The 19,762-nt window shown below is 31.2% G+C and carries 18 protein-coding genes; 9 read left to right on the top strand and 9 right to left on the bottom strand.

The features are described from left to right. Positions 1-69: 69 nt before the first annotated feature. The 5 genes from ACGHJ8_RS01060 to ACGHJ8_RS01040 all read right to left on the bottom strand — a co-directional run bounded on the left by ACGHJ8_RS01060 (position 70) and on the right by ACGHJ8_RS01040 (position 5,162). Positions 70-690 (bottom strand): TetR/AcrR family transcriptional regulator, encoded by a 621-nt coding sequence (locus ACGHJ8_RS01060; RefSeq protein ID WP_390541182.1) that lies wholly within the window; start codon positions 688-690, stop codon positions 70-72. 143 nt (positions 691-833) lie between these two features. After that, complete coding sequence (locus ACGHJ8_RS01055; protein WP_390541180.1) at positions 834-1,817, bottom strand: hypothetical protein; 984 nt, start codon at positions 1,815-1,817, stop codon at positions 834-836. Between the two features lie 112 nt (positions 1,818-1,929). Beyond that, positions 1,930-3,081, bottom strand: coding sequence for a phosphoglycerate dehydrogenase (locus ACGHJ8_RS01050; protein ID WP_087357018.1), 1,152 nt, complete (start codon positions 3,079-3,081; stop codon positions 1,930-1,932). A gap of 5 nt (positions 3,082-3,086) precedes the next feature. Further along, positions 3,087-4,169 carry a 3-phosphoserine/phosphohydroxythreonine transaminase gene (gene serC / locus ACGHJ8_RS01045; RefSeq protein ID WP_205091069.1) on the bottom strand — a complete coding sequence of 361 codons (1,083 nt, stop codon included), beginning with the start codon at positions 4,167-4,169 and terminating at the stop codon, positions 3,087-3,089. A gap of 195 nt (positions 4,170-4,364) precedes the next feature. Further along, complete coding sequence (locus ACGHJ8_RS01040; RefSeq protein ID WP_390541178.1) at positions 4,365-5,162, bottom strand: PHP domain-containing protein; 798 nt, start codon at positions 5,160-5,162, stop codon at positions 4,365-4,367. Between the two features lie 93 nt (positions 5,163-5,255). Here ACGHJ8_RS01040 and ACGHJ8_RS01035 point away from each other — a divergent pair, with 93 nt between their 5' ends. The 4 genes from ACGHJ8_RS01035 to ACGHJ8_RS01020 all read left to right on the top strand — a co-directional run bounded on the left by ACGHJ8_RS01035 (position 5,256) and on the right by ACGHJ8_RS01020 (position 9,819). Beyond that, positions 5,256-6,920 (top strand): alpha-glucosidase, encoded by a 1,665-nt coding sequence (locus ACGHJ8_RS01035; protein WP_087357015.1) that lies wholly within the window; start codon positions 5,256-5,258, stop codon positions 6,918-6,920. Positions 6,921-6,932: 12 nt separating this feature from the next. Beyond that, on the top strand, positions 6,933-8,297 hold the full coding sequence (locus ACGHJ8_RS01030; RefSeq protein WP_390541176.1) for a leucyl aminopeptidase family protein: 1,365 nt from the start codon (positions 6,933-6,935) through the stop codon (positions 8,295-8,297). 416 nt (positions 8,298-8,713) lie between these two features. Next, a complete protein-coding gene (locus ACGHJ8_RS01025) occupies positions 8,714-9,226 on the top strand; it encodes a flavodoxin family protein (protein WP_087357013.1) in 513 nt (170 codons plus the stop codon). After that, positions 9,214-9,819, top strand: a complete 606-nt coding sequence (locus ACGHJ8_RS01020) for a hypothetical protein (RefSeq protein ID WP_087357012.1) — start codon at positions 9,214-9,216, stop codon at positions 9,817-9,819. The genes ACGHJ8_RS01025 and ACGHJ8_RS01020 overlap by 13 nt, the downstream gene beginning before the upstream one ends. A gap of 304 nt (positions 9,820-10,123) precedes the next feature. Here the strand turns inward: ACGHJ8_RS01020 and ACGHJ8_RS01015 are convergent, their stop codons facing one another. From ACGHJ8_RS01015 to ACGHJ8_RS01005, 3 genes are read right to left on the bottom strand one after another with little or no spacing between them, the layout of a single operon-like run. Then, positions 10,124-11,983, bottom strand: a complete 1,860-nt coding sequence (locus ACGHJ8_RS01015; RefSeq protein ID WP_390541173.1) for an ABC transporter ATP-binding protein — start codon at positions 11,981-11,983, stop codon at positions 10,124-10,126. Further along, complete coding sequence (locus tag ACGHJ8_RS01010) at positions 11,983-13,707, bottom strand: ABC transporter ATP-binding protein (RefSeq protein WP_390541171.1); 1,725 nt, start codon at positions 13,705-13,707, stop codon at positions 11,983-11,985. The genes ACGHJ8_RS01015 and ACGHJ8_RS01010 overlap by 1 nt, the downstream gene beginning before the upstream one ends. Positions 13,708-13,718: 11 nt before the next feature. Next, complete coding sequence (locus tag ACGHJ8_RS01005) at positions 13,719-14,147, bottom strand: MarR family winged helix-turn-helix transcriptional regulator (protein WP_087357009.1); 429 nt, start codon at positions 14,145-14,147, stop codon at positions 13,719-13,721. A gap of 147 nt (positions 14,148-14,294) precedes the next feature. Between ACGHJ8_RS01005 and ACGHJ8_RS01000 the strand changes: the two genes are divergently transcribed. Next, positions 14,295-15,401, top strand: coding sequence for a CobW family GTP-binding protein (locus tag ACGHJ8_RS01000; protein ID WP_205090861.1), 1,107 nt, complete (start codon positions 14,295-14,297; stop codon positions 15,399-15,401). Further along, positions 15,401-16,342 (top strand): GTP-binding protein, encoded by a 942-nt coding sequence (locus ACGHJ8_RS00995; RefSeq protein ID WP_211962709.1) that lies wholly within the window; start codon positions 15,401-15,403, stop codon positions 16,340-16,342. The genes ACGHJ8_RS01000 and ACGHJ8_RS00995 overlap by 1 nt, the downstream gene beginning before the upstream one ends. Before the next feature lie 315 nt (positions 16,343-16,657). Here the strand turns inward: ACGHJ8_RS00995 and ACGHJ8_RS00990 are convergent, their stop codons facing one another. Next, entirely contained in the window at positions 16,658-16,819 is a 162-nt protein-coding gene (locus tag ACGHJ8_RS00990; RefSeq protein WP_205090863.1) for a DUF6199 family natural product biosynthesis protein, read from the bottom strand. Positions 16,820-16,942: 123 nt separating this feature from the next. Here ACGHJ8_RS00990 and tgt point away from each other — a divergent pair, with 123 nt between their 5' ends. Genes tgt through ACGHJ8_RS00975 form a run of 3 tightly spaced genes read left to right on the top strand, consistent with a single transcriptional unit; the run spans position 16,943 to position 19,746 of the window. Beyond that, positions 16,943-18,076, top strand: a complete 1,134-nt coding sequence (gene tgt / locus ACGHJ8_RS00985; RefSeq protein WP_249191364.1) for a tRNA guanosine(34) transglycosylase Tgt — start codon at positions 16,943-16,945, stop codon at positions 18,074-18,076. Further along, entirely contained in the window at positions 18,077-19,102 is a 1,026-nt protein-coding gene (gene queA, locus ACGHJ8_RS00980; protein ID WP_205090865.1) for a tRNA preQ1(34) S-adenosylmethionine ribosyltransferase-isomerase QueA, read from the top strand. Then, a complete protein-coding gene (locus ACGHJ8_RS00975; protein WP_087357003.1) occupies positions 19,102-19,746 on the top strand; it encodes an epoxyqueuosine reductase QueH in 645 nt (214 codons plus the stop codon). Before queA ends, ACGHJ8_RS00975 begins: the two co-directional genes overlap by 1 nt. The last annotated feature ends 16 nt before the right edge of the window (positions 19,747-19,762 follow it).

The following is a 19,762-nucleotide window of genomic DNA, read 5'->3' as shown; positions in this document are numbered from 1 at the left end:
ATTCCTCCTTCCGCCATTGTTAGCATAAGCTAACTGTTGGAGTAAAAAATTGCAGGTTGGTATACTCTTTTATTTTTCTTCCATCAATGCTAACCAACCGGCAGTATAAAAAGCTCTTAATTGTCCTACATCTCGCATTGCCTGATCTTTTGGAATATCATGGATAACAACCTCAAAAATCCCACCAAACATACCACTTGCAATAATATGGCATAGGGTTTTATCAAGCTTTGGCACTTGATGTCCAAGTTCTCTAAGAACTTCTACATATTTTAAAGTATATTCCACTTCTACTTCAACAATGTTATGAACAAAATTTTCATAGCTTGTACCTTCAGCCTTCAATAACAAAAGTTTCACAGGTTCACGATGATCACAAATATAATCAACCATCCAATCAACACAAACACTCGATTCAATTCCCATATGTGAAGGTTGTTCATCTTTTGGTAGAGCCGCAAATTGAAGCTGTGCTTGTATAAAATGGGCCATTATTGCTTGAGCATGTGGTTCAACAATTGAAGCAAATAAAGCTTCCTTACTTGAAAAATACCCATAAAAAGCTCCTGTTGTTACTCCAGCATGTTTAACAATTTGACGTAGAGAGGCTCCTCTAAATCCTTTCTCTAGAAACTCGTCAAGAGCTGCTTGTTGAATTTTATTCAATGTTATATTTGATGTATCCTGCATTCTTCTACTCCTTATAACAGCGTTATATAACACTGTTATAATACACCCCTCTTTATCTCTATGTCAATATAAAAAACAAATATTTTATAAATCTATTGTTCTATTCACAAAAAAACTTGAAAACAATAAAATTTTCAAGTTTCTCACATATTTTGATAACTTTGCCAATCAATCTCATAAGTATTTCCTTCAACAAATAGCTCTAATGTTCCTTCTTTATTCGCTTGTGTTTTTAAAATAGGCATAGCCAAATATAATGTTCTTTTTTGACCTGCAAGGATACTTCCTTTTTTTGAAATAGATTCATGATCTTCACTTTCTAATATGATTTGTGAATGAATAATGTCTTCATCTATTTGATATTCACAATAAAGATACTGGGAAGGATCAATATCTAAAGATGATTGATTTTGAATCTCTAATGATAATACAACAAAGATTTGATTATCATTTTCTGTAGGATGATAACTATAGAAAAATCCTTTTTGGGATGGTTCAATACGTTCACTTTGTTGATAATCTAATAAAACAATTTGTGAGCTTGTACAATTAATCACATCACCTATTGATTTGACTTGAGAATCTTCATGAACTTCTTCTAAAGAAAATGTATATTGATATTCTTTTTGATTCATGACTTTTAAATCCATTTGAACATCTTTTTCGTTTTCATTTTTCACCTCACAATAAAGATGAACATATCTTTCTTCATGTGGTTTTAAAGTATCCGTTGTACTTAATTGTGTAAAATATGATGATTCAATAGCCAATTCTATATCATGTTCTTCTTGAGTAAAATGCATTGTACCTTGATATATATTATGAAGTTCATATTCTTGATCTGATAAGTTTTTTGTTTTCAATATCATATCAATAAAAATATGTTGCTTATCTATCGGTTGAAGATACTGATATGTTTTATTTTTATTTGTTGGTGCAATTTCTTTTGTCAGTGATGTTTTTATGATTTCAAATTCAAGTTGATCATCTATTGTATATGTTTGTGCTGTATCAAGTGTTTCTACTGTTGGTTGTTTTGTTGTGGTTGCATTTGTCTTTGTTGTTTCAGATGATGTACAACCACATAACAATAATATCGCCATGACAAAAACTATTATTTTTTTCATAAATATCAATCCCCTTTGACATTATTTTATCATAGATTTCTACATTCATGAAAAAAAACATTCTCTTAAATAGAATTCATATATGACAAAAAGGCAAAAATTGATTTTGCCTTTATTCAATAACTCTTACTTGAATCACATGATCTAAATTCTTTAATTCTTCACAATCAACAACATCTTGCGTATCAATCATTGTATAAGCATATTCTCCTTTGGCTTTATTCACCATATTTTCAATATTAATATGCTTATTAGCAAATAATGTTGCAAACTGTGCTAACATATTAGGAACATTTTTATGAATCAAACAAATACGATACTTTGTCGTACGTGGTTCATGAACAGATGGTAAATTAACAGAATGAGTGATATTTCCATTCTCTAAATAGTCTTGCATTTCTTTAACCGCCATAATGGCACAATTATCCTCTGATTCTGGTGTAGATGCTCCTAAATGCGGCATCACGATAACATCCTTTTGATCAATAATATCTTCTGTTGCAAAATCTGTTATATACTTTTTGATTTTCCCCTTTTGAATCCCCTCTAAAACAGCTTGAGAATCTACCAAATCAGCTCTGGCAAAATTTATAATACGTACTCCATCTTTCATCTTTGCAATGCTTTCTTGATTAATCATTGCTTTTGTTTCAGGAGTGCTTGGAGCATGAAGTGTAATATAGTCACATTCACTAAAAATCGTATCCATATTTTGAGCATTTTTCACCCATTTGCTCATACCCCATGCAGCATCTACAGAAATATATGGATCATAGCCATAAACTTCCATCCCCAATTTAATTGCCGCATTAGCAACATGAACTCCTATAGCCCCTAAACCTATAATACCTAACTTTTTCCCATCAATTTCCGGTCCTACAAATTGACTTTTCCCTTTTTCAACAAGTTTTCCAACTCCCTCTTGTCCTTTTAACGTTTTAACCCAATCAATACCTTCTACAATTTGTCTTGAAGAAAGAAACAATGCACATAAAACAAGCTCCTTAACAGCATTCGCATTCGCTCCGGGTGTATTGAAAACAACAATCCCCTGTTCACTGCACTGATCAATAGGAATATTATTCACACCTGCCCCTGCTCTGGCAATCGCTAAAAGTGTTGATGGAAATTGATAATCATGTAGAGATGCAGAACGCACCAAAATACCATCTTCGTTCTCTATATCTTCTCCTATTTGATATTGTTGTCCAAACAAATCTGTCCCTACTTTAGAAATTTTATTCATTAACTTGATTTTATACATTCATCTCACCTATTTTCTTCTTCAAATTTTTTCATAAAAGCAACCAATGTTTCTACGCCTTCTTTTTCCATAGCATTATATATAGAAGCACGAATACCACCTACAGAACGATGACCTTTTAAATTTGTCATTCCCGCTTCAACAGATTCCTTTACAAACTTGGCATCTAATTCTTGACTTGGACAAGTAAATGTGACATTCATCATAGAACGATTCTCTGGATAACTATGTGCCTTATAGAAATCACTTTGGTCTAAATAGTCATAAAGAAGTTTTGCTTTTTCTTCATTTCTCTTTTGCATAACTTCTAAACCACCTAAAGAATCAATCCATTTTAAAACTTCTCCTAGTACATAAATAGAAAATGTTGGTGGCGTATTATACATAGAATCATTTTTAGATAATGTATCATATTCCATTAATACTGGTATTTTTTCTTGATGTTCTTGTATCAAATCTTCTCTAACAATCACTACACCTAAACCAGCAATTCCCATATTCTTTTGTGCCCCAGCATAAATCATACCATAATCACTCACATTGATAGGCTTTGATAAAATATTTGAAGACATATCAGCCACAATAGGAATCCCATGTGTATCAGGAACATATTTCCACTCAGTTCCATAAATTGTATTATTAGAACACAAATGAACATATGATGCATCTTCTCTTATATTTAATTCATCCTGTGTTGGAATATGTTTAAAATCTTGGTCACTACCATCATAAGCAATATGCACATCACCAAACTTCTGTGCTTCTTGAGCTGCTTTCTTTGAAAAAGAACCTGTCACAATATAATCTGCTTTTCCATTTTTCATCAAATTCAAAGGAATGGTTGAAAACTGTTGTGTTGCCCCACCTTGAATAAATAATATCTGATAGTTATCCGGTATATTCATAACTTTCTTTAACATAGCTTTTGTTTCATTAAAGATTTCAAGATAGGATGATGATCGATGACTCATTTCCATAACGCTCATACCACTATCGTGATAGTTTAACATTTGTGAAGCAATATTCTCTAATACTGATACAGGTAATGTTGATGGACCTGCTGAAAAGTTATAAACTCTTTTTGTCATAACGACATCCTCCTTTTACAAAATATGATGATATTATATATGATTTATACAAATTTATCAATTAATTTTATAATTTTTCATAATTTGTAATAAAACAATCATATATTGTATACAATATCAACCATCTTTCATCACCTTTATAATATATTCACCTATTTTCAAAAAAGAATAAAAAAGATTAAGAATCATAGTTCCTTAATCTTCATTGATTCTTTTCATTGCCTCTTTTATATAATTTCCTACATCTTCTGGTTGATGAGCATCCGAAGCATAAATCATCTCTACTTGATATTCTTTCAAAATACGAAGAAGTTCATCAGACAACCCTAAATCAGGATGTCCATAACGATAATAACAACCAACATTATTTTCTGCTTTCATATGATGTTGTTTTAAAAGAGTTGCCATTTTTCGATAGGTTGGTTTTAAATCATATGTTGGATAAATCTGAAACAGTTTAATTGTATCGGGATGGGCTAATTGTGTAAATAAATCAGATTCTATTAACTGAAAGACTAACTCATAATATCTATGATAAATATCATCAACATCATAACGATTCCATAATAATTCTTTTGAAAAACTCATATCATATAAAATACCATCAATAGAATGAATTGCTCCAACAAGAAAATCAAATGAATATGCATGGAGGATTTCTTTAATCTTTTGTTCATATTGAGGAACATAACAGACTTCTAATCCATATTTAACTTTGACAGGTAAATCCATTTTTTGAATATCTTTCATTAAATCAATATAATCACTTAATTGGTCTTTAAATTTCATTGCTTTATTTTCTAACCATGTTTTTTGAACATCATATACTTTTAAACCTTCATAAATAGGCTCAAATTCAATAAAGCGATGAGTATGATCTAATATCTGGATTTCATCCAATCCTTTTTGATGAGCAGCTTCTACAAACTGTAAAACATATTCTTTTGTTAGTGGTCCATTTTCTAAGTGCATATGTCCATCTCTATATAACATATTCTCAACTCCTTTTTCTTATTATATGAAAAACATGAAAAAATGTAAAATGATAGAGATGTTCATGTTATAATTTGAGTAGAGGTGATTATAATGCAAGAATGGTGGAAAGAAGAAATTGTTTATCAAATCTATCCAAAGAGTTTTAAAGATAGTAATCATGATGGGATAGGTGATATTCAAGGAATTATTGAAAAATTAGATTATTTAGAAGATTTAGGTGTGACAATGCTTTGGATTTGTCCTGTTTATCAATCTCCAATGGATGATAATGGTTATGATATTTCTGATTATTATCAGATTCATCCAGATTTTGGAACAATGGAGGATATTGATGAACTCATCCAAAAAGCGAAAGAAAGACATATCAAAATTATTATGGATTTAGTGATTAATCATACTTCTGATGAACATGCATGGTTTCAAGAAGCATTGAAAAATCCTGATAGTCCTTATCGAAACTATTATATTTTTAAAGAAGGAAAAAATGATCAACCCCCAACAAACTGGCGTTCTGTTTTTAGTGGTTCTGTTTGGGAAAAAGTCCCTCATGAAGACAATATGTATTATTTTCATTCTTTTTCTAAAAAACAACCTGATTTGAATTGGGAAAATCCTCAAATGCGTGAAGATATTTATCGTATGATTAACTGGTGGTTAGATAAAGGGATTGCTGGTTTTAGAGTTGACGCTATTAACTTTATAAAAAAGGATCAAAGTTGGCAAGATGGTCCAGTAGATGGTGCTGATGGTTTATCTTCATGTTTTGAATTTGCAAGAAATCAACCCGGAATTGAAGTCTTCTTTAAAGAATTAAGAGAAAAAACATTTGATGTTCATCAATGTATGACTGTTGCTGAAGCTGTTGGTGTTCCTTATCATCAATTAGATATTTTTATTGGTGAAAAAGGTTGTTTTTCAATGATGTTTGATTTTAATTATTCGCATATTGATATTACTGAACATGAAGAATGGTTCCCACTTCAAAATTGGACAATGCAGGAATATAAAGATAAGTTATTTTTAAGTCAAAAAGAAATCTTTAAAACAGGATGGTGTGGTGTCTTTTTAGAAAATCATGATATGCAAAGAAGTTTAAATAGACTCATTCGTAATCCTCAAGAACGTACTCCTAAAGTTGCAAAAGCATTAGGTCAATTATTTATGTTTTTAAAGGGAACACCTTTTATCTATCAAGGCGAAGAAATTGGAACCATCAACAATCATAGACTTTCTATCAATGATTTTGATGATCTTAATTCACATGCTCAATATCGTAGAGCTTTACAGGAAGGTTATAGCGAAGAAGAAGCTTTAGACTTTGTCAATCGTCGTAGCCGTGATAATACACGTTCACCTATGAGCTGGAACAATCAACGTTATGCTGGATTCAGTGATACAAAACCTTGGTTGGCTAATAATGAATATTATAAGGAAATCAATGTTGCTGGAGAAATCAATGATTCTGATTCTGTCTTATCTTATTATAAACAGATGATTGCGTTAAGACAAAATCCTTTATATCATCAGACTTTTGTTTATGGTGATTTTACTCCATTAGATAGTGAAGAATATGTCATTGCTTATATAAGACAAGATAAACAAAATCAAATCTTATGTATTCAAAATCTACAAAATAAAACAACATCATTCCCTCTAGAACACTACTCAAAGGTTCTTTTATCCAATGATGACATTCATATTTATGATCATCAAATTCAACTTTCTCCATATCAATCTATGATTATACTTTTATAAGAGGGTTACAACATGCAACAAATTAAACAATTCAACAATAACGTTATGATTTATCCTATATATCAAGAACAATCTGTATGCCAAGATATCATTGATACACTAGGATATGATATCACTCAAGATATTGATAAGGACTTTTCTAAAATCACTCAGATTCATACTTTTGGAAAATATCCTTTCTCTTATATTCTCTTTGTAGGTCTGGGAAAACAAAATGAAATCACAACAGACAAGCTAAGAAAGATAGCTACTACTGTATCCAAAGATATCAAGCAATCTGTACAGCTTGTTGTGAATCATTTAGATAATCAATCAATATTGGTAAGAGCCTGGTTAGAATCACATATCTTAGCTCAATATGAAGAAAGAAAGATCGGACATGATGCGAAACCTATCATGAATATGGATGTTCTTGCATCAGTAGATGTTCAAGATGAAATCAATGAAGCTACCATCTATGGCGAAGGTATCAACTATGCCAGAAGACTGGCTGATACACCATCTAATCTAATGACACCAGATGAAATGGTCAAGGAATCCATTCAATTGGCTAAAGATTATGGTATGGAATGTACCATTCTTGATAAGGCACAGCTAGAAGATATGAAAGCAGGAGGAATCCTATCAGTCAATCAGGGAAGTGATATTCCTGCATATATGATTGTTCTTAAGCATAATGGAGATGGTGACAATGCATATAAGGCAGTGATAGGAAAAGGGCTGACATTTGACTCAGGTGGATACAATCTTAAAGGAAATAGCTATGGAATGAAATATGACATGTGTGGAGGAGCAGATGTGCTAGGAGTTATGCAGATACTGGCAAAAAGTCAAGCGAAAACAAATGTGTATGGAATCGTACCAGTCACTGAGAATCTTGTTAGTGGAAAGGCATATAAACCACAGGATGTCATCACAACATTATCTGGAAAAACAGTAGAAATCACGACTACCGATGCCGAAGGAAGATTAGTTCTTTGCGATGCGATGACTTATGCTAAACAACTTGGTGTTCAAGCCATCATTGATTTAGGAACATTGACTGGTCCAGCTTTAGGCGATGTCTACACAGCTGTTTTCAGTAATGACGATGACTATTATCATGAATTTGAAGAAGCTATGAAAGCAGCAGATGAAAAAGGATGGCGATTACCATTAGATCAAGAATATTTTGATAAATTAAAATCAAATAGTGCTGATATGACAAATTGTTCAATGACATTTGGTGGTGATGCCAGTGTTGCGGCTAACTTTTTAGAAGCATTTGTTGAAAAAGACATACAGTGGATTCATTTGGATATTGCTTCTACTGCAAAAAAACCAAATATTGGAGCAACCGGAGTCATGGTTAGAAGTATCGCAGTATTTTTAGAGTAGTAAAAAAGCTGTAAGAAATAACACATTATAAAAAAGACAATACTGCTAGTATCATGCTGATATATCTTGTCTTTTTTGATACAATTAAATTATGGTAATTTATTTCAATTATATTTATGATTAGATTTGAAAATAATCAATCTCAATGATAAGATTTTTTCTTTTAAAAGGTGTTCTTTTTGAAAAAAGAAAAGTGAAAATGGTTTTTCAATTTAAAAGATATAGCTATGTAAAAACATTGCGTACAAAAGCAGAAAAAAATGGGATGAAATCAACCCTTTAAAAACAATTATTTCGTTAGCTTTTTCTTCTCAAATGATAAAAAGTATATAATTTTACAATTATCAAGCGTTATGGTAGACTATAACCAAAAGAGCATAAAGCATGAATGGATAATATAATGAGAGGAGAAAAATATGCACCTTATTCTAAGTGATCGAAGAATAGATTTATCTACAGAAGATGAATCAACCTATAATTTGATTGACCTTTCAGAATTAAACATTACAAATTGTGTCGGCTGTTTTAGTTGCTGGGTAAAAACACCTGGAAAATGTATTATACGTGATGATGCTATTAAAGTTTATCCTAAAATTGCATATAGTGATAAAATCATTTATGTAAGTAAAATTAAATATGGTGGTTATGATACCATCATGAAAACAATGTTAGAAAGATCTATCCCCGTACAACAGGCATTTATTCGCTTATTGCACGGAGAAACACATCATGTACAAAGAAACGTTGCCTTGAAACATGCCGTTATTATTGGCTATGGTAATATATCGGATGAAGAAAAAAATATTTTTAAACAACTTATTAAAAGAAATGCTAAAAACATGTGTTTTGAAAGCTATCAAATTATTTTTGTAAAGGAAAATGAACTTGAACAAACTGTAAGGGACGTGATATCATCATGGGAAAAATAATGATTATTAACGGAAGTCCTCGTGCTCCAAGATCTAATTCGCAAAAATATGCAAAAATATTTCAAGCAAAGAGTCCAATGCCAACTGAATATTTTACAATCACAAAGAATAATCACTTAGAACTTTGTAAAAAGATGAATGATTTTACGCATGTTTTACTTGTTTTCCCACTTTATGCAGATAGTATACCCGTAACACTATTAAATTTCCTAAAAACATTGGAGATAAATTCTCCAAGTCAAAAGCCTAAATTTTGCATCATGATAAATTGTGGATTTATAGAGCCAAATCAAAATGATATTGCTGTAAAGATGATACAATTCTTCTGTCAAAGTCAAGGATATTCATTTGGATCAGTTTTACGTATTGGTAGTGGTGAAGCTATATTAACAACACCTTTCCAAAAATTAGTTGAATGGAAGATTAAAAAATTTTCTTTAGCAATCACAAAAGAAAAAAATGTATCCTTGAAAGTAACAATGCCTTTGCCAAAAAAAGTTTTTGTAAAAGCATCTACAAAATATTGGGAAAATTATGGAAAAAAGAATGGTATTACAAAAGAGCAAATGTCAATAATGGATATTGAAAACTAGATACTATTTTAGACTAAAAAGGTATAATTAAGTACCTTTTTTAAGTTCTCTATCTTCAATACAAACAACTCTAATAATCAAATTAACACTTATAACAATGAAATTGATTAATTCCATATCATTATTGTATATTCATGGTTCACAATAGTATAGAAAATATATTGCTAAGCACGAGAAAATATGAAATACACCCGGTTTATGAAACGAGGACTAATAGAATTCTGATATCATTCAATAACATAGACATTAAAAAGAGCTGAAACAAAATCAACTCTTTAAAAAATTATTTTGTTACAGCCCATTTTTAGTCTAATTCAAATTGTCCCGTATATAACTGATAATAACGTCCTTTTTGTGCAATCAGTTCATCATGACTACCACGTTCAATAATTTCACCATGATCTAATACCATAATAGCGTTAGAATTTCTAACTGTTGATAATCTATGAGCGATCACAAAAACTGTACGATTTTCCATTAAACGATCCATGCCTTTTTCAATTAATTTTTCAGTACGGGTATCAATCGAACTTGTTGCTTCATCTAATATCAAAACAGGTGGATCAGCAATTGCTGCTCTGGCAATGGCCAATAACTGACGTTGTCCCTGTGATAGATTTGCTCCATCCCCACTCAACATTGTATCATAGCCATTAGGCAAACGTTTAATAAAGCTATGAGCATTCGCTAATTTAGCTGCTTCAATCACCTCATCCATTGTCGCATCCAGTTTTCCATAACGAATATTATCAGCAATCGTTCCAGTAAATAAATGTGTATCTTGTAAAACAATAGAAATAGAATGTCTTAAATCATCTTTTTTAATGAGCTTCACATCAATACCATCATAAGTAATACTTCCACTAGAAATATCATAGAAACGATTAATCAGATTTGTAATCGTTGTTTTTCCTGCACCTGTACTTCCAACAAATGCAATTTTTTGTCCCGGTTTCGCAAACAAATTAATATTTTTCAAGATTGGAACATTTTCTTCATAGCCAAACACCACATCATGGAAACGCACATCACCCTTTAATTCGACAAGCTCAATACTTCCATCTGGTCTAGGATGACGCCATGCCCAATATCCTGTATGTTCCTGACATTCACTTAAATGGCCATCTTTATGTTTACGCACTCTTGTTAATGTAACTTGACCATCATCAATTTCTGGTTTTTCTGACATCATATCAAATATTCTTTCAGCCCCTGCCATAGCTGCTAAAATAAAATTCAACTGTTGTGTAAACTGATTAACAGGTTGTGCTGTTTGTCTGACAAAAACCAGATAAGAAGATAAACTTCCTAAATCCATAAAACCAGAGATTGTTAAAAATCCACCAATACAAGCAACAATAGCGTAATTAAAATAGGAAATACTAACAACTGTAGGAATTGTTCTTCCTGAATAAGTCAACGCATTAGTCGCAGCCTCCTGTAAAATACGATTACGACGATTAAATTCTTCAATATTAGCCTGTTCATGGTTAAACACTTTTACAACCTTAACACCATCAACCATTTCTTCAATAAAACCATTCAAATCACCTAATGCCGCCTGTTGTTTAGAGAAATAATGTTTACTTCTTTTTGTTAAATATTGAATCATAAAATACATAATTAACATACAGACAAAAACAATTAATGATAGTTGCCAACTTAATACAAAGATTAAAATCAATGTACCTACAATCATAATAAAACTTTGAATTAAATTATCAAAACAGTTATTTAAAGCATCTTGAACTGTATCCAAATCATTTGTAAAATGACTCATTACTTCTCCATGTGTATGACTATCAAAATATTGAATAGGTAATTTTTGTGTTTTATCAAATAAGTCTTGTCGCATTTCTTTAACAATCTTTTGAGATGTATGCACCATCAATTGTTTATAAATGGCTGTTGAAGTCGCTCCAATCATATATACAACAATCATAAAAATAATAAAACGGACCAATCCCTGATAATCTCCCGGCATTAAATATTGATTAATGACCGTACGAATTTGAAATGTTCCCCAAAGATTAATTCCTGTACTAATAATAACTAAAACAGCTACACTGCTTAAAGCATATTTATGATATCCAATATACTTTTTAAAGGAGCTTAATGTTTTCATCATATCTTGAGGTTTTGCATTTGTAATTTGTCTTGCCATTATAAACCAGCTCCTTCCAATTGAGAATAATAAATATCCTGATAAATGTGATCATGTGCCAACAACTCATCATGCGTTCCCACTGCATGAATATGTCCATCTTCTAAAATCACAATCTGATCAGCATGTTGAACACTCGAAACACGTTGAGCAATAATGATTTTTGTTGTATCTTTTAAAGATGCCAACCCTTCTCGAATACTGGCTTCTGTGGCCGTATCTACTGCACTTGTAGAATCATCTAAAATCAAAACTTTTGGTTTTTTTAATAATGCTCTGGCAATACATAATCTTTGTTTCTGTCCACCAGAAACATTGACTCCACCTTGTCCCATATCAGTTTGATAACCTTCTGGGAAATTTTTTATAAATTCATCCACACAAGCAATATGACAAGCCCATTCAATGTCTTCATCACTTGCATTTTTATTACCCCAAAGCAAGTTTTCTTTAATCGTTCCACTAAATAAAGTATTCTTTTGTAAAACCATTCCTACACTATCTCTTAAATGTTCTACAGAATAATTTTTCACATTACGTCCATCAACCAAGACTTCTCCTTCACTAACATCATAAAGTCTAGGTATCAACTGTACTAAGCTCGTTTTCGCTGAACCCGTTCCTCCCAAAATACCAATCGTTGATCCTGCCGGTATGTGTAAATCAATATCTGTTAAGACATATTCTTTAGCTGTTGATTTATATTTAAAATAAACATGGTGAAAATCAATCGTACCATTTTCGACAATTTCTGATGTATTTTGTGGATCGTGTATATCTGGTACTTCATCAAGCACTTCAATAATACGCTCACAACTGGCAATAGATCTTGTTAACATTAAAAAGACATTAGAAATCATCATCAATGCATTTAATATCTGCATGACATAGCTTAAAAAACCAGTCAATTCTCCAACTTTCATCGTTCCAGCTAAAATCATCTGTCCACCAAAAAATAAAATAGAAACAATCGTTAAATACATCACATATTGGAATAATGGCATATTCCATACTGAAGTACGAAAGGCTTTTTCACTATTTTCTCTTAAATTTTCATTCATGCCTTCAAATTTTTCAGATTCATACCCTTCTCTGACATAAGATTTAACAACACGAATAGCATTTAAATTTTCCTGTACAACCGTATTAATATTATCCATACTTGATTGCATAAACTTAAATAGTGGTCCTACTTTTCTTACAATCACAAATAATCCAATACCCAATATAGGTGTTGAAATCAAAAATATAAGAGCTAATTTTGCATTAATAGTAAAAGTAAAAAATAATGCCAACAAAAGCATAAAGGGTGCTCTGACTAATGGTCTAATTCCATTACATATCGCATTTTGAATAATAATAACATCACTTGTTAAACGGGTAATTAAAGACGACGTTGAAAAATGATCAGTATTCGCAAAAGAAAAATTCTGAACTTTTTCAAATTCATCTTTTCTCAATTCAGCTCCAAATCCTTGTCCTGCCGTAGCTGCAAAACGAGCATATAAGACTCCTAAAACATAAGCAATACAAGCACAAACAACCATCAGTATCCCTTGTATCACAATATAATTTGTATCTTTATTGGCAACACCTACATCAATAATATTAGCCATCAATACAGGTATAACGAGTTCAAAAACTGTTTCTCCAATAATACAGGCACATGCCAACAAAAAATAACGTTGATATTTTTTGGCATATGGCCATAAACGCTTAATCATATTTTCCCCTCCTATAAAATTTCTTTTCCTGTTAAATTGGTATACATGCGAGATAAATAGTCTTGAAACTGCTGTTTCTCCTTTTCACTAAATCCTTTTAAAGAAATCTGTTCTATTTCTAAACAATGTTCATCCCACTTTTCTAAAGCCTTTTGTCCTTCAACTGTTAAATTCAGTTGATAAGCACGTTTATTTTGAGGATTAATAGCTTTTGTAATCATACCCTTTTCTTCCAAGTTATCAAGAATCTTACTCACTGTAGCACTTTCAACATCACATTCTTTTGCGATATCTTTTAATTTACAATCTTTATGATTCTGAATATATCGTAATACTTTTGGTTGACCAGGTGATAAACGAAAAGCATTCATATTCATTCGATTCTTTTGCCTTTGGGCATGAAAAGCTTTAAAAACCAACATATAAAAAGGTGTTTTCATGATTCCCTCCTTTCATTAGTATACTAATTATTAGTACGCTAACAATTATAGTCTTATTCACTCTTTTTATCAAGAGAATTGTATGTTATTTCATTTGCTTGTTAAAAATACGAGTGCTATAATACAAAAAGAAAGAAGGTCGAATAAATGAGTAAAGTAGATATTATTTCTGGCTTTCTCGGAGCTGGAAAGACAACATTAATCAAAAAACTTATTCAGGATTGTTTAGGTCATGAAAAAGTTGTTTTAATTGAAAATGAATTTGGTGAGATTGGTATAGATGGAAGCTTCTTAAAAGAAGCTGGAATTGAGATTACAGAAATGAACTCTGGATGCATTTGTTGTTCATTAGTGGGTGATTTTAGCGAAGCTTTAAAACAAGTCGTAGCTAAGTATCATCCTGATCGTATTATTATTGAACCTTCCGGTGTAGGAAAACTTTCTGATGTGATTAAAGCTGTTGAAAATGTTCATAGTGATGAACTTCAGTTAAATAGTTTTGTGACAGTTATTGATGTTAAAAAATGTAAAACATATTCATTGAATTTTGGAGAATTCTTTAATAATCAAATCGAATATGCTTCTACAATCATTTTAAGTCGTACTCAAGATGTTTCTATGGATAAAGTTCAAGAAGCTATTGATATTATTAAATCAATGAATACAACTGCTTCGATTATCACTACAGCTTGGGATGAGTTAGATGGACAAGTTATTTTACAGACAATGGAAAATCAAAATTCTTTACAGGATATATTAATGAAAGAAGCAGATATTTGTCCAGAATGTGGCCACCATCATGAACACGGTGAACACTGCCACCATCACGAACATCATCATGGACATGGCGAGCATTGTCATCATCATGATGAACATCATGAATGTTGTCACCATCATCACGAAAACGAAGAATGTCATCATGGACATCATCATGACCATGAATGTGGATGTGGTCATCATCACCACCATCACGCAGATGAAGTCTTTACAAGTTTAGGAAAAGAAACTGTTCACACTTATACACAGGAACAGTTAGATCAAATTCTTCAGATTTTATCTTCATCTCATGAATATGGAGATATCTTGCGTGCAAAAGGTATTTTACCTACACCAGATAAGAAATGGCTACACTTTGATTTAGTGCCTGGAGAATATGAAATTCGTTTTGGTAGCGCTGATTACACTGGTCGTATCTGTGTTATCGGTAAAGATTTATTAGAAGACAAAATTTATGAATTATTTGGAGTAGAATAATGAATACAAGAATCTATTTATTTACAGGATTTTTAGATAGCGGAAAATCATCTTTTATTAATGATACCATTACAACAACTGATTTTTGTCAAAATGAGAAAACTGTTTTAATTGTCAGTGAACAAGGTGAAAAAGAATACTCACAAGAAGAAATTGAATCGTTCAATTGTGATATTGTTTATATTCATAAAGAAGATGAATTTAATAAAGAATTTTTACAGGAACTTGAAAACAAATATCATCCAACCCAAGTTTTAATGGAAGTCAATGGAATGTATAATGTTGATCATATTGTTGAATGTGAAAAACCTGATGATTGGGAAGTTGTCCAAGTTTTAACAACCATCAATGCGAAAACTTTTGCTTTATATATTCAAAATATGCGTTCTTTACTTTATCAACATGTTAAATACAGTGATTTACTTATCTTCAATCGTATTGATGCATCTATGAAAAAATCTTTTTTAAGAAATAACATTAAAGCCATCAATTCTACATGCCAGATTATTTATGAAAAAGAAGATGGAACTGTGAATACTTTAGAAGATGATGAATTACCATTTGATATATCTCAAGATGAAATCCATGTATTAGATCATGATTTTGGTATATTTTGTATGGATGCTTTAGATCATCCAGACAAATACAATCAAAAGAAAGTCACATTAAGAGGTAAATTTATTGGCAGAGATAAACAGCTTGAAGATGGATTTGTATTAGGACGTTTAGCTATGGTTTGTTGTGAAGAAGATACGTCTTTAATTGGTATGGTCTGTGAACATCCTGCTGCTAAACAACTGATTCCTAATGAATGGGTTGAAGTCACTGGAACAATTGATGTTCAATATGATTCAGATATTAACGGAAATTTCTGTTTATTAAAAGTGGATGACTTAAAAGTCATTCCACCACTCAAAAACGAATATGTCACTTTTGATTAGAGGATTCCAAATCCTCTTTTTTATTTATATCTTTGACCATGACAATCAACCTTATCATGACTATTATTTTTAATATAACTTTAACCATAAAATTTATATCAAAAGACTTATTATCATTCCTACGAAAACATTACGAATTTTGTTCTACGAAGTATTGATAAACACTATCTTCTATACGAATATCACTTGAGTTCTTTATACTAAATCTAGATTTAGTCATATTATATTGATATATAAACGATTGAGTACTACTATAATCATAAACTCTGATTGAAGGACTTTAAATAAAAAGAGCAATGAAAAATATGATAGAGCCTATAATACAAAATGTTCCCATACACGCATCAAAGCGATATACAACTCTGAAGGTTCTCCATTTTTTACATCCCAGAAATGTTCTATTTTCCACAACAAATCTGGTTTTACTACCATTGTTATTCCCAGTAATAACAATAACACAATCCAAATATATTTCATCGTAACCACATCCTTTATCTTTATTTTAACATACTCTTTTCTTTTGCATAGAATTTCAATCAATAAAATTTGAACTTATGCTCCCTTTCATGTATAATGTTTATGCTAAAAAGAGGTGAAAAAATGGAAGGTTTTTGGTATGAATTAAAACATGTGTGTAAACAATCAGGTGCAAGATATGGTATTTTACATACACCTCATGGTGATGTTGAAACACCTATGTTTATGCCTGTTGGTACACTTGCGACAGTGAAAGGTATTTCTCCAGAACAATTAAAAGAGATGCATTCTCAAGTCATTTTAGCAAACACTTATCATTTATGGTTAAGACCTGGTGAAGATGTGGTGAAAATGGCTGGAGGATTACATAAGTTTATGAATTATGATGGTCCTATTTTAACTGATAGTGGCGGTTTTCAAGTTTTTTCATTAGGAAAGACAAGAAAAATTGAAGAAGAAGGAGTCACTTTTAAAAGTATTGTTGATGGGAAAAAGTTATTTTTATCTCCTGAAAAATCTATACAAATTCAAAATGATCTAGGTGCAGATATTATTATGAGTTTTGATGAATGTGCCCCTTATCCTTCAACACATGATTATATGAAAAAAAGTGTGGAAAGAACTCTACGTTGGGCCAAACGTGGTAAAGATGCTCATAAGCGTAAAGACCAAGCTTTATTTGGTATTGTTCAAGGTGGAGAATTTGAAGATTTACGAGAGTTAAGTGCTAAAGAATTAGTAAAAATGGATTTTCCTGGTTATTCTATTGGGGGAACAAGTGTTGGTGAACCTAAAGATGTCATGTATAAGATGATCGATGATGCCGTAAAATGGTTACCAGATGATAAACCGCGTTACTTAATGGGTGTTGGTAATCCTATTGATTTAATTGAAGGTGCGATTCGTGGTATTGATATGTTTGATTGTGTTTTACCTACAAGAGTTGCCAGACATGGTGCTTTAATGACACATCATGGACGTATGAATATTAATAATGAAAAATATAAATATGATTTTACACCTATTGATGACAAGTGTCATTGTTATACATGTCAAAATTATACTCGTGCTTATTTAAGACATTTACATAAATGTGATGAATTATTTGGAAAGAGTTTACTTTCTATTCATAATGTAGCATTTTTATTACAATTAAGTGAAGATATCAGAAAAGCCATTCAAGAAGATCGTTTATTAGATTTTAAAGAAGAATTTTTAAATAGTTATGGTAGAGATGTATATGAAAGGGCGTTTTAAATGAAATTAAGTGAATTTGATTATAACTTACCAGAAGAATTGATTGCACAAACTCCTCTACAAAAAAGAGATACTTCTCGTTTAATGGTTTTAAATAGAAAAGAAAGAACCATTGAAGATAAACATTTTTATGATATTTTAGATTATCTACATGCTGGTGACATTTTGGTTAGAAACAATACAAAAGTCATTCCTGCCAGACTTTATGGAACAAAAGAGGAAACAAATGGTCATGTTGAAGTTCTATTATTGAAAGATTTAGGAAATAATGTATGGGAATGTTTAGTAGGAAATGCCAGAATTGTGAAAATGGGTACAATCATTACTTTTGGTGATGGTTCTTTAAAAGCAAAATGTATTTATATTGGTGAAGAAGGGATTCGTCATTTTGAGATGATTTATGATGGTATCTTTTATGAAATCTTAGATCATTTAGGTACAATGCCTTTACCGCCATATATTAAAGAAAAATTAGAAGATTCTAGTCGTTATCAAACAGTTTATGCAAAAATTGAAGGTAGTGCTGCTGCCCCTACAGCAGGTTTACATTTTACTGATGAGATTCTTGAAAAGGTTCAAGAAAAGGGTGTTGAAATCTTAGATGTCACACTACATGTAGGACTAGGTACATTTAGACCTGTCAAAGTAGATGATGTTTTAGAACATCACATGCATAGCGAATTTTATATGATTGATGAAGAAACTGCACAAAAATTAAATACAGCTAAAGCAAATGGTCAACGTATTATTAGTGTAGGTACAACTTCAACAAGAACTTTAGAAGCGAATTATAAAAAATATGGACAGTTTAAAGCAACACAGGAAAGTACAGATATTTTTATCTATCCTGGATATCAGTTTGAAGCGATTGATGCCTTAATTACGAATTTCCATCTTCCTAAATCTACTTTAGTTATGCTTGTCAGTGCATTTGCTGATAAGGAGTTTATTATGAAAGCTTATCATCACGCTGTGGAAGAAAAGTATCGCTTCTTCTCATTTGGTGATTGCATGTTTATTCAATAATGAAAATAAACTATGATTTAAAATTACAGGAAGAAATTCAAAAATTAGGCAATTGTCATCCTTCATTATTATTACATGTCTGTTGTGGTCCATGTTCAAGTAATGTTATTAAAGAATTAAGTGAACATTTTCAGATTACGATCTATTATTCTAATTCTAATATATATCCACCAGAAGAATATCAAAGACGTTTTCATGAACTTTTATCTTTTATAGAAAAATTTAACCAAGACTATCAACAAGATATTAAAGTCATTGAAGACCCTTATAACAATGCAGAATGGATTTCTCATCTCTATCCTTTAAAAGAATATCCTGAAGGAAGTGTGAGATGTAAGCTTTGTTATAGTTTGAGAATGCGTAGAACCTTTGACTATGCTAAAATACATCATTTTGATTATTGGACAACAGTTTTAAGTGTTTCTCCACATAAAAATAGTCAATGGATTAATGAAATTGGTCATCAATGGCAGTGTGATTCTCCACGTTTTTTATATGCAGATTTCAAAAAGAATAATGGCTATTTAAAATCTACACAAATGACAAAAGAATATGGAATGTATCGCCAAAACTACTGTGGTTGTATGTTCAGTTATGAAGAAATGCAAGAAAGAGAAAAAAGAGCTCAAAATCATATAGATTAAGAGTTCTTTTTTCTCT

Origin of the sequence: Massiliimicrobium timonense (assembly GCF_042850985.1) — a bacterium.
GTDB lineage: Bacteria > Bacillota_I > Bacilli_A > Erysipelotrichales > Coprobacillaceae > Allocoprobacillus.
This window is presented reverse-complemented; position numbering and strand designations above follow the sequence as displayed.

Coding starts and splice junctions, on each gene's coding strand:
- ACGHJ8_RS01060 (WP_390541182.1), bottom strand. CDS start 690: ATGCAGGATACATCAAATATAACATTGAATAAAATTCAACAAGCAGCT.
- ACGHJ8_RS01055 (WP_390541180.1), bottom strand. CDS start 1,817: ATGAAAAAAATAATAGTTTTTGTCATGGCGATATTATTGTTATGTGGT.
- ACGHJ8_RS01050 (WP_087357018.1), bottom strand. CDS start 3,081: ATGTATAAAATCAAGTTAATGAATAAAATTTCTAAAGTAGGGACAGAT.
- serC (WP_205091069.1), bottom strand. CDS start 4,169: ATGACAAAAAGAGTTTATAACTTTTCAGCAGGTCCATCAACATTACCT.
- ACGHJ8_RS01040 (WP_390541178.1), bottom strand. CDS start 5,162: ATGTTATATAGAGATGGACATATGCACTTAGAAAATGGACCACTAACA.
- ACGHJ8_RS01035 (WP_087357015.1), top strand. CDS start 5,256: ATGCAAGAATGGTGGAAAGAAGAAATTGTTTATCAAATCTATCCAAAG.
- ACGHJ8_RS01030 (WP_390541176.1), top strand. CDS start 6,933: ATGCAACAAATTAAACAATTCAACAATAACGTTATGATTTATCCTATA.
- ACGHJ8_RS01025 (WP_087357013.1), top strand. CDS start 8,714: ATGCACCTTATTCTAAGTGATCGAAGAATAGATTTATCTACAGAAGAT.
- ACGHJ8_RS01020 (WP_087357012.1), top strand. CDS start 9,214: ATGGGAAAAATAATGATTATTAACGGAAGTCCTCGTGCTCCAAGATCT.
- ACGHJ8_RS01015 (WP_390541173.1), bottom strand. CDS start 11,983: ATGGCAAGACAAATTACAAATGCAAAACCTCAAGATATGATGAAAACA.
- ACGHJ8_RS01010 (WP_390541171.1), bottom strand. CDS start 13,707: ATGATTAAGCGTTTATGGCCATATGCCAAAAAATATCAACGTTATTTT.
- ACGHJ8_RS01005 (WP_087357009.1), bottom strand. CDS start 14,147: ATGAAAACACCTTTTTATATGTTGGTTTTTAAAGCTTTTCATGCCCAA.
- ACGHJ8_RS01000 (WP_205090861.1), top strand. CDS start 14,295: ATGAGTAAAGTAGATATTATTTCTGGCTTTCTCGGAGCTGGAAAGACA.
- ACGHJ8_RS00995 (WP_211962709.1), top strand. CDS start 15,401: ATGAATACAAGAATCTATTTATTTACAGGATTTTTAGATAGCGGAAAA.
- ACGHJ8_RS00990 (WP_205090863.1), bottom strand. CDS start 16,819: ATGAAATATATTTGGATTGTGTTATTGTTATTACTGGGAATAACAATG.
- tgt (WP_249191364.1), top strand. CDS start 16,943: ATGGAAGGTTTTTGGTATGAATTAAAACATGTGTGTAAACAATCAGGT.
- queA (WP_205090865.1), top strand. CDS start 18,077: ATGAAATTAAGTGAATTTGATTATAACTTACCAGAAGAATTGATTGCA.
- ACGHJ8_RS00975 (WP_087357003.1), top strand. CDS start 19,102: ATGAAAATAAACTATGATTTAAAATTACAGGAAGAAATTCAAAAATTA.